Origin of the sequence: Halomonas denitrificans (assembly GCA_019800895.1) — a bacterium.
Taxonomy (GTDB): Bacteria; Pseudomonadota; Gammaproteobacteria; order Xanthomonadales; family Wenzhouxiangellaceae.
On the sequence record JAHVKF010000002.1, the window covers coordinates 69,675 to 85,736 of the forward strand.

General features: G+C 67.8%; 7 protein-coding genes. 1 reads left to right on the forward strand and 6 read right to left on the reverse strand.

Features of this window, described 5'->3' with window-relative positions:
- The first annotated feature begins 85 nt into the window (after nucleotides 1-85).
- Nucleotides 86-2,458: a tetratricopeptide repeat protein gene (locus KUV67_04700; protein ID MBY6204166.1), complete on the forward strand. Its 2,373-nt coding sequence runs from the start codon at nucleotides 86-88 to the stop codon at nucleotides 2,456-2,458.
- 8 nt (nucleotides 2,459-2,466) lie between these two features.
- Here the strand turns inward: KUV67_04700 and KUV67_04705 are convergent, their stop codons facing one another.
- The 6 genes from KUV67_04705 to KUV67_04730 form a co-directional block, all read right to left on the reverse strand.
- On the reverse strand, nucleotides 2,467-4,188 hold the full coding sequence (locus KUV67_04705) for an NAD-binding protein (GenBank protein ID MBY6204167.1): 1,722 nt from the start codon (nucleotides 4,186-4,188) through the stop codon (nucleotides 2,467-2,469).
- 19 nt (nucleotides 4,189-4,207) lie between these two features.
- Nucleotides 4,208-4,591 carry a hypothetical protein gene (locus tag KUV67_04710; GenBank protein MBY6204168.1) on the reverse strand — a complete coding sequence of 128 codons (384 nt, stop codon included), beginning with the start codon at nucleotides 4,589-4,591 and terminating at the stop codon, nucleotides 4,208-4,210.
- A gap of 61 nt (nucleotides 4,592-4,652) precedes the next feature.
- On the reverse strand, nucleotides 4,653-4,829 hold the full coding sequence (locus KUV67_04715) for a hypothetical protein (protein ID MBY6204169.1): 177 nt from the start codon (nucleotides 4,827-4,829) through the stop codon (nucleotides 4,653-4,655).
- Between the two features lie 127 nt (nucleotides 4,830-4,956).
- On the reverse strand, nucleotides 4,957-8,016 hold the full coding sequence (locus tag KUV67_04720) for a diguanylate cyclase (GenBank protein ID MBY6204170.1): 3,060 nt from the start codon (nucleotides 8,014-8,016) through the stop codon (nucleotides 4,957-4,959).
- A gap of 140 nt (nucleotides 8,017-8,156) precedes the next feature.
- Nucleotides 8,157-13,436, reverse strand: coding sequence for a VWA domain-containing protein (locus KUV67_04725; protein ID MBY6204171.1), 5,280 nt, complete (start codon nucleotides 13,434-13,436; stop codon nucleotides 8,157-8,159).
- A gap of 86 nt (nucleotides 13,437-13,522) precedes the next feature.
- Nucleotides 13,523-15,955, reverse strand: a complete 2,433-nt coding sequence (locus tag KUV67_04730; GenBank protein ID MBY6204172.1) for a hypothetical protein — start codon at nucleotides 15,953-15,955, stop codon at nucleotides 13,523-13,525.
- Nucleotides 15,956-16,062: the final 107 nt, after the last annotated feature.

The following is a 16,062-nucleotide window of genomic DNA, read 5'->3' on the forward strand; positions in this document are numbered from 1 at the left end:
CATCGTCGAGCGAATGACGAATGGCGGTCGGCCGACGACGGTCGCGCCCGTATAATTCCGACCACCGATCCAACGGGATGGTCCAATGGCGGCCGAAGGCAAGGGCTTGATTTCCGAACTGTTCGCGCGCCGCGTGCCGCAGATCCTCGGCGTCTACATCGGCGCCTGCTGGCTGATCGTGGAGATGGGCGAATGGGCCGCCGAGCGGCTCGGAATGGCGCCGGGTCTGGTCGCCTACGTCTTCGTCCTGATGATCGCGCTGCTGCCGAGTGTGGCGGTGCTGGCCTGGAACCACGGCTCACCGGGTCGGGACCGGTCGCCGCGTTTCGAACGCGTCTTCGTCCCGGCCAACCTGGTGTTCGCCGTCATCGGCGTGGTCGCGTTCTTCGGCTACGCACCGCCGGGTGCGCCCGGATCGGCGATCGGTCCGGCCGAGAGCGCCACGGTCGAACGGACCGTGATCGACGAAACCGGCGAGCAGCAGACCTTCACCGTCGCCCGGGAAGGCTTCCATCGCAAGGTCCTGACCTCGTTCTGGACGCTCGAGGACGACCAGGCGGCCCCGGACTGGCGCCAGTACGCCGTTGCGTGGCTGCTCGGCGTCGAGCTCAACCGGGACCCGCTGATCTCGATGTTCACGCCCTACTCCGCCAACGTCGGACGCGCGTACGCCGAGGCCGGCTATGCCGGCGCGGTCGGCGAACCGCGCGCGCTTGCGGTCCGCCAGGCCCAGCGCATCGGCGCACGCTATCTCGTTCGAGGCGCGCTCGCCGACGGCGAGGACGGGGTGCGGCTGACGGCGCAGATCATCGATGCGACGTCGGGGTCGGTGACCGACGAGGTGGAGGCCACCGGCGCGGATGTCATCGAAGCGACCGCGCGGCTGGCCGAGCGCATCGCGCCGCGGGTCACGCCGACGGCGGCCGACGGCGAGCAGCGCTTCACGCGCATCCCGTTGGCCGAAGCCGCTACCGCGTCGACCGAGGCGCTGCAGGCGGCGATGGAGGGCTTCAACGCGCTGCATCTCCGCACCGACTACGAAGCCGCCGAGGCGGGTCTCGGCCGCGCGCTGGAGATCGACCCGACCTTTGCCCTGGCCGCGGTCTGGCTGCACCAGATGCACCGCGCCAACAACAACCTGCCGGCGTCGATCGAAGCGCTGAACCGGGCGATGGACCTCGAGTACAAGCTCGATTCGCAGACCCGGTTCGCGATGAAGGCCAATCGCCACGCGCTGGCCGGCGACTACGCCACCGCCATGCGCGTGCTGGCGATGTGGACCGAAGTCCACCCGGACAGCTTCACGGCCTGGACCACGCTGGCCCAGAACCAGATCACCATGGGCGACGTGGAGGGGGCGGCAGAATCGCTGCGCCAGGCCCGCGCGCTGGATCCGGGCAGCGTGGACGTGCTGCGCCAGATGGCCGTCGTCGAGCAGCTGGCCGGCGACTACCGCGCGGCGGCCGATCGCCTGCGGGCCTACATCGACGAGGCCCCCGACGACGTGGCGGCGCGCATCGAACTGGGCCAGGTACTGACCCGCTCCGGCCAGGCCGACGAGGCGCTGGAGGTGTTCGATACGGCCGCCCTGTTGGCCGACGATCCGGCCATGGCGCGTTTGAATCGCGCGCTGGTGCTGTTGCGCGAGGGCCGCTTCGACGACGCGGGGACGATTCTCGATGCGCTCCAGAACAGCACGGTCGACAGTTCGATCGAGACCGAGGTGCTGAAGGTGCGGTTGGGCATGCTGGCCTCGACCGGCCGCTACACGGCGATGCTGGAGGAGCTGACGGCCAGCGAGGACCGGGTCCGCCGCACGGTGCCGCCGGCCCAGTTCTGGAACACCTGGGCGGAGTTGATGCTGAAGCACCACTACGCGTTCGAGGACTACGCGGCAGCACACGCCACGCTCGATCGCGCCGAGGACGCGCTCGGCGAACCGTTCAATCGCTTTCTCGCCCTGGACCGCATGCAATTGCTGATCGAACAGGGGCGCCCGGTCGACGAGGTCGAGGCCCAGCTGGAACGCCTGCGCTTTTTCGAACAGCAGTTCTCCTTCGGCGGGGTCCTGGCCATCGTCCAATGGGGCAACGCGCTGGCGGCCGCCTATGCCGGAGATACCGAGCGGGCCGTGGAGACCATGCGCGAAGCCCGCGAGCAGTTCCGCGCCTCGGGGCTGTCGCTGAACATGGAAGCGATGGAACACTTCGATCTCGCCCTGGCCGAGCTGTTGATCGCCGACGGCCAACAGGCGGAAGCGCGCCGGCTGCTCGACGACCTGCTGGAGCGCCACCCGGCCTTCGCCTCGGCGCGCTGGGAACGGCTGCAGCTGGCGGTCTCGACGGACCGCGACGCCGCCGCGCGCGAAGACCTGGACGTCCTGCTGGCGCAGTGGTCGGACGGTGATGCCGGGTTCCTGCGCCTCGAGAAGGCGCGGGCGCTGGACGCGACGCTGTAGCCTGCGCCTCAGCCCGCCTGTTCGCCCTGGTCCCGTTTCTGCTGCCGTCGACGCTGCAGCCAGTCCCAGAACCAGCCCTGCAGGATCTCCTCACCGGTCAGCGCGTAGGCCAGCGCCTGGTCGTTCTCCATCAGGTTGATCACGCGCTTCGCGACCCCGGGTCGGCCGGCCAGCAGCAGGCGATCGCCCGATCTAAGCGGCGTGGATTCGTCCGGGAAGACGAGCTGCTCGTCGTCGCGGGCAATCATCAGCACCGAGAGCGGGAGCCGGCGCTCGCGGTTGCCGGGGTCGCGCAACAGCACGCCCACGGGAACCGGTCGGTCGTCGGCCAGCACCCGCGCCACGGCCGGTGCGCGGCGTGCACTGATCCGCCCGGCGGAGATTTCGGGCGGAGCCTGGGTCCCGTGACAGCTCAGGGTTTCCAGGACGGCGCGCGCGAAGCCGTCGTCGGCCTCCAGCAGGTGGTCCAGGAAGTCGCCCATCAGCGACGAGCGGATCCGGCTGAGGATGGTGCCGGCCACCACGGTGCTGGGCTGGCCGATGAAGTCCGGAGCGGCGGCGCGGAACAGCTCGTGGGTCGAGAGTCCGTTCTCGAGCGCGCCGAGGAACAGGTCCTCGTTGAGGGCACGCGCGGTCACGATGATCGACAGGTTGTCCGTGTCGTCCGACGTGGTCGCAAGGATGCCGACCGCATCCTCGATGCCGGCGTCCTGCAGGTCCTCGGCCTGGGTGCCGACCGCGTCGACGAAACCCGGCGGCGGATCCTGCGCATCGGGCGCGATCACCGTGACCTCCATCGCCAGATCCCGAAGTGCGGCGTGCATCGCCCGGCCGGTCCGGCCGAAGCCGCACAGGATCCACCGACCGGCCGGCGGGTGGCGCGTATCGGGAATCCTGGCCCACGGACCCGACGCCAGCCAGTGGTACAGGCGGAACGCATGGGGACGTTCGATGGCGAGCTTCATGCGCCGGACGAACTCGGTCACCGGCTTGATCACGTGATCGGTTTCGAAGGACCGCATGTTGTTCGCGGTCTCCTCGAGGTCGGCACGGGCATGCACCGCCGCCTTGTGATTGAGGAGCTTGGCGGAAATCGCCACCCTGAGGTTGGCGCCGTCGTCGCCGGTCACCGCGAGCACCCCGACGCACCAGCGGCTGCGGATGCCGGCCTCCACCAGGTGGTCCGGCTGCCGGGCATCGGAATGGAACGGAATGACCTCGGCGACGAACTCCTCGATCGACAGCCGCTCGACCTTCTCGGCCTGGTGCTCGATGACGACGACCGGATGGCCCTGGTCGGTCAGGGCGCGGGTCAGCATCCGGCCCGTGTCGCCGTAGCCGCAGACCAGGTAGAAGGGCTCGTCCAGGCCGCGCACCGAGCGCTTGCGCTGGGAATGCTTCAGCGCGCGGGAATAGGCCGGGTCCTGGAGCAGCGACACGATCGATCCGATCGAGAACAGCCACGCGATCACGGTCACGTAGATGCTGACGATCGTCCACATGCGCTGCGCCGGCGAGAAGTCGTAGGGCACCTCGCCGAAGCCGATCGTGCTGCCGGTGTAGCTGACGACGTAGAAGGCCTCGAACAGCGACATGCGCCACGGGTTGCCCTGGTCGTCGACCCCCGGAATCAGGGTGAAGCCGACGGTCGCCAGCGAGTAGGCCGAGATCAGCACGATCAACGGCACCCGCATGCGCCGCAGGAACAGGAACAGGAAGGACTCGTTCATCGCGGACCGGGCGGCGGCTTCAGCGCGCCATGCCCGCGGTCTCGAGCGTCAGCAATACCACCGAAAGCAGGTTGGCCAGCAGGGCGCCGCCCGACAGGGAAACGATCGACGCCATGACGGCCGGAGTCAGCCCATCGGCGGTCATGTGGGCCGCGATCGCCCAGACCAGTGCCGCGACGATCAGCTGCAGGGTGGCGACCAGGCTCGACGCGAGCAGCACCGCCCCCATGTGCGATCGCTCGCCGAACTTCAGCACCGTGGCGATCACGCCCACGATCAGCGCCGCGAAGAGTTCGTAGACGTTGTGATGGTCGGGGTTGTCGATGTCGCCGAGGAAGAACCCGAAGTTCAGGGTCAGGGCCAGCAACACGAAGAAACCGAAGACGACCTTGCTCATGTTCATCGAGCGATCTCCTGCACGCGAGTTCGGGCGTCATTATGCACGGCCCGTGCGTGGCGAGCGTTCAATCGGGCCGAGGCAGGTCGCTGTCCTCGCCGGTCTCTTCGATGACTACGGCTTCGCCGGGAGGGCCGATGGATCGCTCGATGAGAACGCCGATGACGATGCCCCCCGCCACCACGGCGGTTGCGAATGCCAGCGCGCGAACGACATCGAGGAGGGTTTCGTTGCGTCGGGCCATCGTCACTTCGGTGCGCTCGTCGGGTACGGGTCACTGGCCAGCGGCCGTCGCGGACCGCAATGGATGCCTGCGAGGATAGCAGAGCGCTTCGGCGGTTCGCGCGTGGTTTCCCGGCAGGGGCGCGCGGTCAGGTTTCGCTCCAGCGATGCACGCACCAGTGCTCGTCGTCGAGCGCGGCCAGGGCTTCCCGCGTGGCTTCGACGCTGCCGGTGTCGAGCACCCGGCGCTGGACCTCTTCGGATGCCAGGCTGATCCAGCCGTCCCGCCCGGACCGCTTCATCCGGTACAGGCTCGCATCCGCGATTTCCAGCGCGGCTTCCCAGTCGGCCGTGGCTTCATCGCCCATCGGCAGTGTCGACAGTCCGATCGAACAGGTCAGGTGGATCGTCGACCCGTCGGGCAGCTCGAAGGGGTGATCGTGCAGTGCATCCAGCAGCCGCGTTGCGAGCTGCTGCTGGCTGTCGAGCGTCGCGATCGGCGAGACCACGAGAAACTCCTCGCCGCCCCACCGGATGCAATAGTCCGAACTGCGGACCACCGTCTGGAGCAGGTCGGCGAACTCCACGAGCACCGCGTCGCCGGCCGAGTGACCGTGCTCGTCGTTGACCTGCTTGAAGCGGTCGAGGTCGAGCAGTGCGACGCCGGCAGCGCGGGACCGGCCGTCTTCGCGCATGCGGCGCTGGAGATAGGCGATGTGACGCGGCAGCTGGTGGGCGATGAAGCGCCGGTTCTTCAGTCCCGTCAGCGCGTCGGACTCGCTCAGTTCTTCCAGCCTCCGATTGCTCGCATCGAGCTGTTCATTGGCGCGCCGCAGTTCGTCGGTTCGAGACGCCACGATCTGTTCGAGCTGTTTCTGGCGGCGCCGAAGGATCCGGGTTCGTGCCCAGTAGGCGGCCCAGAGCGCGACCAGTACGACCACGGCGACGAGTCCGCGGAACCACGCCTCTTCGTGCACGTAGGGCGGAACGACCAGCGTTAGCGAAGCCGGCTCGGGGCTCCAGACCCCGGCGTTGTTGGTCGCCATCACTTCGAACACGTAGTCGCCGGGCGGCAGGTTGGTGTAGTTGGCCGAGCGGGTCTCCGTGACCTCTCGCCAGTCGTCGTCGAAGCCGTCCAGGCGAACCCGGAACCGCATGCTGTCGGGGTCGCGAAAACTCAGTGCGGTGAAGCGGAACCGCACATCGCGCTCGCCCAGCGGCAGGCTCACGGACGCACCCACCGAATCGTACTGCCGGGTGCGCGTTTCGATGCGCGTGATGTGGACCTCGGGCGGCGTCCGGTTGGGCTCGATCCGGCCCAGCGGAACTTCGATCATCCCGTCGAGCGTCGGCAACCAGAGGCGGTTGTCGATCAACACGCCCTTGGCGGTCCCGGCGCCGTTGCAGCAGCGCGAGTTCTGCGCACCGGCGTGGCGGCTTCCGTTGGACAGCACCATCGAACCGGAGGTCAACGGTGCGTCGCCGGCCGCGAACAGCTCGTCCAGGCGGATCCGGAACAGGCCCTCGTGGCTCGTGCCCCACAGCCAGCCGTCATCGACGACGAGGTAGAACGCGGTGTCCGACGGCAGCCCGCGCGACGGCGGCACGTGGCGCCAGGCGCGGTCGCTCCCGCGGACCAGCAGGCCCTGCTTCAGCGTGCCCGCGATGATCCTTCCTTCACCGACGTCGGCGAGCACCGTGAAGAAGGCACTCTCGGCGACCGGGGGACCGTCGACCGGTCGCGCGCCGGCGTCGTCGAGCCAGAAGAGGCCCCGCTCCGTCGCCGCCCAGAGACCGTCGTCCTCGGCCAACGTGTAGCGCACGCTGAGTCGGTCGAGCGGTTCGATCGGCGGGAGGGCGTGCGGACGGAGATCCCGGAGATGGAACAGGCCCTGCTCCGTGCCGACCCAGACCCTACCCGGCGACGGTTCGCGCAGGCTGTAGACCGTTCCGGTCGCGGGAAAGCCATCGACCGGTCGTGCGCCTTCCGGAGTCAGCACCGCCAGGCCGGCCTCGGTTCCGATCAGCAGATCGCCGCGCGCGGTCTCCAGCAGTGTGTAACTCGAAGGGTTCGGCAAGTCGCCCTCGTCGACGACGGTTCGGAAGCGCCCGTGTTCGAACCGGTCGACGCCGGTCTTCATTCCGATCCAGAGACCGCCGCCTCGAGCCGGCGCCATGGACCAGACGAAGGTGTCGCTGAGCCCCTCGCCCTGGCTCCACTGGTTGTACCAGCCCGGCCAGGCGCGATACAGGCCGTTGGTCGCGCTCCCCATCCAGACATTGCCCTCGTGGTCCTCGGCCAGCGCCAGGATCCACGGGAACCAACCGAGTTCGGCCTCGCCGATCACGTCCCATCGGTCGCCGTCGAGCCGCCGCAGCATGCGGCCGTAGGTGCTGATCCACAGCGTGTCGTGGCGATCGACGTAGAGCCGCGACCCGCCCGGCAGCGGTGCGCCGTCCGGCCCGGTCGCGGCCTCGAAGCGACCCTCCGAGAAGGTCAGCGTCGCCTGGTCGGTCATCACCCAGAGGCGGTCGCGATGCCAGGCCAGCGATTCGATCGGCTGGTCGACGTAGGCCGGCGGCAGCGGCCAGGTCTCGACCGCGGACCCATCGATGATCCGGACCAGCAGGCCCTGGCCGCCTGCGTACAGGTCCTTGCCGGCCGCGGCGACGCTGCGGACCTGGACGCGCGGAAGCAGGTGGCGCGCTTGCCCGTCCTTGTCGAGCAACGGCAAGCCGGGCGCGGCGGCGGCAACGCTGCCGTCGGCGAGCTCGGCGAACCCGTACACCGGCCCGTCGAAGTCCGGTCCGAGGTCGTGGAACCGGTCGTCTTCGAAAACGCTGACGCCGTTGTGGGTCCCGATCCACAACCGGTCACTCGAGTCCAGGAACAAGGCGTGGGTGTAATTGCCCGCAAGGCCGGGCGTGGACCCGGTCACGAAGGTCTCGTAGCGCACCCCGTCGAAGCGGGCCAGGCCGACCTGCGTACCGACCCAGAGATAGCCGTCCGGCCCCTGCTCCAGCGCACTGACGTGACTCTGCGGCAGTCCGTCCTGGATCGACCAGCTGCGCGTTTCCCAGAAGCGGAACGGCTTGTCGTACTGCGCCTGGGCGACGTCGCCGACGACCGCAAGCAGGCACGCGGTCCACAGGCCTCGCCAGCCGGCAGGCAGCATCCAGCGGATGAACGATCGGGGTGCGGCAGTCACCATCCAGTCGCGATGAAACGGTCGTGTCGAGCGTGACAGTACCAGAATGAACCGGCGCTGCGAAGCGCCGGCGACAAGGGTTCGCGACCTGCACCGGGCCTTTTGTTGCAGGGATGTGACGCCGATCGCGCGTCCCGCGATCAGTCGTCCAGCGATACCACGCGTTCGTCGCCCGGCGCCAGCTGCAGGTCGCGCACCCAGCGATCGGTCGCCGCGCGGATACGCACGCTGTACTCCCCCGCCGGCACTTCGACCGGTGCTTCACCGACGAACCCGCGGGCGACCACGTCGCCGGACGCATCGACGACGTCGAAGGGGATTTGCAACGACTGCTGCAGTGCGTCGTCCAGCGCTTCGGCCTCGTCGGCGTCGAGGTACTCCCCGCCGCCGAGCTCGGCCCAGGACCGGAACTCGTTCTTCAGCGCCTCGTCGTCGATGGCGAAGCCGACGATGTTGACGCGCACGTCGACCCCCTGCTCGCCCAGCGCCTCGATCGCCGCGGCCGGATCGCCGTCGCAGGTTTCCTCGCCGTCGGTCAACAGGATCACGAGACGGCGGCCTTCCGCATCGGCCAGGTCGGATGCGACCGCGGCCAGGGAATCGGCGATCGGCGTACGGGCCAGGTTGATCGCCTGGATGCTCGCCACCGTGTCGAGGAACGCGGCCTTGTCCAGCGGCGCCAGCGGGACCTCCAGGTCGGTCCGGCAGCTGCCGGCCTCGCGATGGCCGTATACGCGAAGCGCCAGCGGTATGCCGTCCGGCAGCGCGTTCTGAACCGTGTCCCGGATCGCGGCCCTGGCGATCTCGATCCGGCGCATACCGTTCATTCGCTTCAGCATGCTGCCGGACGCGTCGAGGATGATCCCCACCGCGCCGCGCGCCTCGGGCGCGATGCCGGCCTCGCCGGCCTCGACCGCGATCGTTGCCGGCGACGGGTCCTCGACCGTCTCGAAGGCCACCTCGACCTCGAAATCGACCGGCCGCTTCAACCAGGCCACCGCGCGATCGAAGCCGCGGCTCAGCGCACCGAGCCCGGTGATGTACTCGAAGTGACCGCCGCGGACCCGGGCCCAGTCCTGCATCAGGTCGAGTTCGACATCCGGCTTGCTGCTGAACGCACCCTCGGAGGTCAGCTTCATCGCGAACACCTGCGGCCGACCTTCGCGCAACGCCGGCCACAGCGCGGCCGAGGTGCTGGTCGCCGCGTCGGTCAGCAGCAGCACGGCCTTCTTGCCGGGTCGACCTACCATCTCGCGCGCCGCGACCGCCAGCGTGCCCTCGGCGTCGCTGGAACTGGTTTCCTGCGGGTTCGCGGCCAGCATGCGCATCAGCGGGTACGGGTGTCCCTGCCAGTTGTCGAGCAGCGGGGCGCCCAGACCGAAGGGCAGCAGGTTGACCTCGTCGCGGCCGGGCTTGATCGTCTCGGCGTAGGTCAGCAGTGCGTTGGTGATCGTCGGCAGCCAGGCCGCCACGCTGCCGGACGTGTCCCAGCTGAAGATCACCGAGCGCGGCGGTTCGCGGACCTCGAGAAAATACTCGGCACCCGGCTCGATCCAGGCCTCCCAGCGCGCCTCGACGCCGTCATTGTCCAATGGGTACAGCGCCACGTCGTCGCCGGCCACGTCGATCAGGCGCGGCGCGCCCTCGATCGTCGGCCGGCCGGTCAGGGTCAGCTCCAGGCGATTCTCCGTGCCGGTCGAGGCCAGGCGGTACCACGACGCGTACTCGTCGAGCAGGGCCCGCCCGGGTTCCGGCGACCCCGGCTGCAGGCGGACTGCGGTGGCCCGCGAATCGTTGTCCGGCCGGGTCGCCACCGCCGGCGGCTGCGGCGGATCGGCGGCCTCGAAGGGGCCGACATGTGCATAGTGCCCCCACTCGCCCAGCACGCTTTCGCCCGGCGCTTCGAACACGCGGATGCGGTCCGGGTACCTGACCGAGCGCGATCCCTCGGGCACGTCGAACTCGAACTTGACGTAGCGCGCCCAGCGCGGCGCGTCGAAGGAGAGCTCGACCGGCTGGTCCGCCAGCTCGGCCTCGGCGCCTTCGACCGCGGTCCACGGCCCCAGCGGCGAGCTGGTGGCCACGGCCACCCGGACCGCGACCGGATTGGTGCCGCCAGACACCTCCGCGGCCATCGGCTCGATGGCCACGGCTTCGATGCGTGCGATGCGTGCGTGCTCGAAGCCCACGACCACCGTGGCGACCTCCGCGCTCCGCATCGGCGGCGCTGGCGATTCGTCGTCGGAGGCGAACAGGTGGCGCTCGCCGCCGCTGGCCCGGACCCAGGGGTCGGCCCAGACCAGGTGGCCGCCGTTGACCGGGTCGGCCAGGTCGTAGGGCGCGCCCGGCGGATGCCAGTCGTCGGCGGCGATGACCTTGAACTCGCCGAGCTTGAGTTGCTGCAGCTGGCGCGTGTCGCCGAGGCTGCCGGTGATCGGGATCAAGCGCGCGTAGCGGGCCGGCACGGGTGAATCGAGGACGAAGGCCTGCTCGGCGTTCTGCGCGGCGAGCTCGCCGCGCAGCACCGGTTCGAAGACCTGGCCGTCGAGCGACAGCGCGATCTCGAACTCGCGCAGGATCCGGTTCGGGTGGATGGTCGAGGTCGGGTCGAGCAGGAAGCCCTGCACCGGGACCGGCGCCTCGCCGGCCAGGCGCACGGTCGGCTGCTGGTGCGAGTCCGGACCGTGGGCGCCGGTGCGGATCGAGGTCTCGGTCCAGCGCCCGTAGCGGGTCAGGCCGTCGAACAGGGGATGGAAGTCGTCGAGATCGTCGTCGTCGATGTTCGGGCTGGCCACGACCTCCGCGCCGAAGCGGAGCGCGGCGGCATTGAACCCGCCGCGCAGCGGCTCGTCCAGGTCCCAGTGGAACGCAGGGGCCACGGCCGCCGCGTCGAGGTCGGTCTGCACGGTCGCGATCGCACCGGCGCTGGCGATCCCGTCGAAAGCCCGCACGGACACCTGCACATCGGGGCGCTCGACCGCGTCGGGTGCGATCCCCAGGATGACAGGAAGCTCGGTCGACTCGCCCGCTTCGAGGCGAATCGAGGCCGGCAGCCCGGACAGCGTCCATTGCCGTGCGGTGACGTGATGAGCCAGCCGGAAGGTCGCGGCCGCATCGGACGGATTGCGCACGGTGACCGTGCCGCCGATGCGCTGGGACCAGGGTGAAAAGGCCTGGACCGCGACGTCGTCGATCGCCAGCTCGACCTCGGGCTCCACGCCCGCTTCCGCGGTGGCCAGCGAGGTCAGGTCGATGTCGTAATCCAGGTTGCCGCTGATCTCGAGGCGGTAATCACCGCCGGGCTGCAGTTCGGCACGCTCGACGCCAGCTTCGCGGTCGAAGTCGAAGAGGTTGTCCCCCGACCGATCGCCGTCGTAGAGGCGGACGCGCAGTCCGCTGACCCGCGGCACCGCGATCGGCGTCGGTTCATCGACCGACGGCAGCCGGTACCAGTCGGCACTGGCCCGGGAGTTGCCGACCCGGCCGATCAACCGACCGTCGGCCGGAAACGGTGCGGCCAGGGCCTTCCAGTCGTTGGGCTCCCGGTCGGCGACGCGTTCCAGCCAGTCACCGCGCTCGAGGACCACTCGATACTCTGCATCGGACACCTCGTAGGGCGAAAGGAAGACGCCGTACTCCCCGGGCGGCAGGTAGCCGGTCCATTCCGAAACCGCGCCCGGCTCGCGATTGCGGCGCAGCTCGATGAAGGTCGTGGCATCGTCGCCCGTGGTCAGGCGGGTTCGAATCGTGCCGTCGGCCGGGGGCGAAACGCGCAGGCGCACCTTCTCGTGGCCGAGCAGCGTGAAGCGGTACACGTCGGTGTCGCCGTCCTCGGACAGCAGGCCGAAGTACTCCTGGCCGAAGCGCATCCTGCGCCCATCGGACAGATCGTTGTTCGGCTCGAGCTCCATGCCTTCGGGCGGGGGGCCGAGCGGCTGGACGCGGAGCGTGTAGTCCGCGTCTCCCCCGCTGACGGCGAGCAGGTACTCGCCGGGCAGCAGGAACTGGTTTTCCAACCGCACCCGGGCCTGGCCCGGGGCCGCGCGTTCCTTGGCGATCGTCGCGCCGCCGATCTTCTTCAGGTACAGCTCGTGCAGGCCTTCGCCCTGCATCTGCAGGCGCCAGAGCTGCGGCTCGCCGGTCACGTTGAAGCGCCAGTGATCGGTCTCGTGGCCGTCGAAGCGGCCGCGTCCGAAGCCGCGATCGTGCAGCGGCGCCGGGTGGTCGTGGTGGTCGTTCGGCTCGACTTCCTCGCCGGGCCGGATCGGTCCGAGGTCGGTCCAGGTCAGCTGCCAGTCGACGCCGTCCGGGCCGCTGTCGGACAGGCGCAGCACGTACTCGCCGGGGGCGAAGCCCAGGGCGAACTTTTCCGTGCGCTGCTCGCCCCGGTTGCAGTGCTGCAGCCGCTTCATCGCATGGCGCATCAGGCAGACCTCGATCTTCGACTCGGGCCCGGCTTCGACGGCGAGGTTCCAGCGCTTGCCGGCGGCCTCCTCGTCGACCTCGAAGCGCAGCAGGTCCGTGTCGCTCTCGTCGAAGCGGCCCTGGATCGTCTCGCCGAAGGGAACGGTAGTCGGCTCGCGGTCGTTGGGCTCGGCTTCACGCCCGTCGGTGCTGACCGGCGTGCCGCGCGGCAAGGCGACCCACTGGACGCCGGCCTCGGCCTGTTCGGTGCGGATGCGGTAATCGCCGGCCGGCAGGCTCAGGCCCGGGCGCACCACGGGGCCGGTGCCGTCCGAGGCCAGCGACAGCAGCACTTCGCCGTCCGCGTTCTGCAGTTCGGCGGTCGCCCGATGGCCCAATGCGCTCTGGAAGGTCAACCCCCAGGCCCGCGCGGCCTCGTCCTCGTCCAGGTCGAAGCCGATCCAGGCCTCGCCCTGGGTCCAGACCACCTGCTTGCCGTTCGGCGACATTGCCACCGGGTCCTCGACGCTGTTGTCGTCGTCGAGGACCCGGACCGTGCCGTAGTCGCTCTGCTCGAGCTCGACCGTGTAGGCCCCCTGCCCGTCCGACTGCGACACGCCGAGGATGTAGACCCCGGGCGGCAACAGCACCGCTTCGGCCTGTACGGCGCGCCCCCCGTCGAGCGCATTGAGGGTCAGGGGATTTCCGGGCCGCTCGGAAATCGTTTCCGGAATGCGGCCGCGGCCGTCGGCGACGGCGGTGAAGTCGAAGACATCGAGCTGGGTCAGGGCTCCGGCCCGGCCGGTCAGACGCAGGTTGAAGCGCCGCCCGGCATGGTCCTCGTCGACGATCAGACGATACGCATCCTGGTCCCCGGGCTCGAGCTCGCCCATGATGCGAAGCACGTCCGACCCGTCCGGCAGGGAGATCGTGACGGCCTGCTGGGGGGTGTCGTTGGGTTCTGCGTCGTAGGCGAGACTTGTTGTGGCCTCAAGCGCCGTCGCGCGCAGAAGCATGTGGCCAAGCGCGCATGCAGCGAAAAGCAGGAATGCTGCCGATCGCGCGCCTCGGCCGCGAGCCTTGATTTTTCTCGCCGCGATCTTCATGGCGTTGCAGCCACGAGTTCCGCGCACCGTGGCAGCGTTGATCGAAAACACGCGCGATAAAGAGGCTGCTCAAGAGCTCGGAGAGCGGGCGCGATCAGAGCCCCACCCGCTTGCGCAGCCGCGGCGAGAGTGGCACAGACCGGCTGGTCCGGTCCGATTCCTTCAGTGAACAGGAGCATGATGGCCTCGCACGCAACGATGGCTGCTGGACCGCCCCCACTCATAAAGGCGTTCTGCAACGCGGCAATCGCCAGCTTCGAATTGGCTCGGCAACCGACATTGATCGCCATGACACAGGTGATTCCAACGGTGACCTTGTCGAGCACAACGCGGGCCGGCAGATCAGCAGCGAATATCACACCACCACCCCAACCGTTCGAGGTCACCCCGAGGAGTTCTCCACTGCTTGGATCAAAATCCCACCAGCTCTGACTCTGCCGACCTGCCAAACTGCGGCCGATCAGGACGATACGTGCCTCGCTCAAAACGGCGCCCATCCGCGCACGTGCCGCATCGCTTACTCTGACCGACGACAGCTCGTCAGAACTCCTGATCACCTGAAGTCGCGGAACTTCACCTGAAAGCAATTCCGCCGCAGCGGTTTCACCATTGTCGGTCTGCGCATTGACCCAGCGATCTTCCGCGAGCGACTCCCAGGCACCTGCGGCGAAGGTAGTGGAGCGATCTAAAAGCAATTCACCTGTATGGGAGGCCGAAAAGGAACGTCGTGAGTTCCGGACGATATCAATACCGGCTGGTGACTCCGATTCGGCTGACAGGTTGCGATGTATCAGAATCAACATCGGCTCATCGAAGAAGCTTGCCTTTCCCGACGCGGTTCGGAACTCGGAAAACTCGCCAAAAAGTGTGTTTCCTCCGAGGGCTTGCCAGTTACGGCGCTCCTCTCGTAGCACAGGGATTAGCGCTCCATAAGGTTCATCGGCGGACATCGCCCGGTGCTGGGCAAGAGAGGTTTCGATGAGCCCCAGATGCAGACGTAGCTCACGATCGAGCCTGCGGGCCAGCGCTTGAACTCCGAACATGACAACGGGCTCGATTGATTTGAGCAGGTCTGCCGGTTCAATCGGACTCGTCGGTGCGGAACGGGCGATCCAGCGTTTGGTCGAGTACCCTTCACCCTGATTCGGGATGTCGATGCCAATTTCTAGCCAGACGCTCTCAAGTGCCATCGCCGTCTCAGGTGCTTCATCGCTTGCGGCTCCAAGCCCCATCAACGCCGATACTCCTTCGGCGCCTGCGCCACTTACAGATGCGAAGACTCCGGCCATGTTGGACATCGCAGCGTCGCTGTCCAAAATCAAACCATTCAAGGTGAAACCCTTCGCGCCCGGCGCCAGGGAATCGCCAAAGAACACGACGAAAATCTCGTTGCTGCGACTGTCTTCCGCGCTTTCTTCCTTGATCGGTTCGGAACCGAATGCGCCTTTCGAAACAATGCGGATCGGCATTACGACGTCGAGAAGATTCGCGGCTGGTCGTTCCCAACGGCCGGTCAAATCAACTTCTTCGACGGAGTTCCCGATTCGGCGCTGCGCACGCACCTGAAGCCAGATTCTTTGCTGAAATTCCACAGGAACGCTACTCGCCAGATATTCCTCGGGTTGAATCGACGCGAAGGAACGTGGCTCAACTTCAAAAGCCGGGTGCACCGACCTCCATTCATCGCCAGGACCCATCCGATGCTGCACCCAGAAGTAGTCGCTCGCCTCCATTCGAATACGATCCGGCATCGCGACGGGATCCATCGAGATTCCGCTTGCGGTCAGCGCTCTCGACAGCGAATCCCGAATCTGCGACGCGCGGCCCCGCAGCTCGCTCTCCGCTTCCTCGACTCGAGCACGGCCAGCCGCGACGTCACTCACTCCAGCCAACTCGGCAAGCCGGCGGATCGCTTCGAAGGCGCCCTCACGGAAAACGATCTGTCTTGCTTCAGGGCGTAACATCTGACCAAGCAGGTCATTTACCTGGTGATCATTCAGCGTTCCTCGAACGATGCGGGCCTCTGCTCCCGCGTCGCCGAGGAGCTTGGCCAGCAATACTGCCTGGTCCAGCGCGTTGCCCGCACGAACTGCCAACGTGCCGCGCGGACCGCGCATCAATCCCGGATACTGCTGAAAACGAATTCCGGTGCGGACGAATTCAATCAGACTTTCCGAGTCGAATTCATGGGCAAAAACCAGGTCGCCGACGGCGAGTTCCTCTTTGTAGAGATGATCGTGCACGGAACGCACCCCGCCCATCCAAGTATGCAATTGTTCGACCGCGCTGGACGCGCTGACGGTTTCTGATTCAGCCGGAGCATCCTCAGCAACAGCATTCGAGAAAACGTTTAGCAATATTCCGACAATGCCGCAGAAGATCAGCCTCAAGGAATCGGCGGAGAGCAGGAATCGTCGTTGTACTTTCATGGTCTAGCTCCGGAAAAGGGGGCGGGCTGCCGACTCGGCGGCGAGCCAGGCTGACTTCCACTATCCTCTACTACGCAGTTTGAGCACAAATCACGCAACCTTTGCCT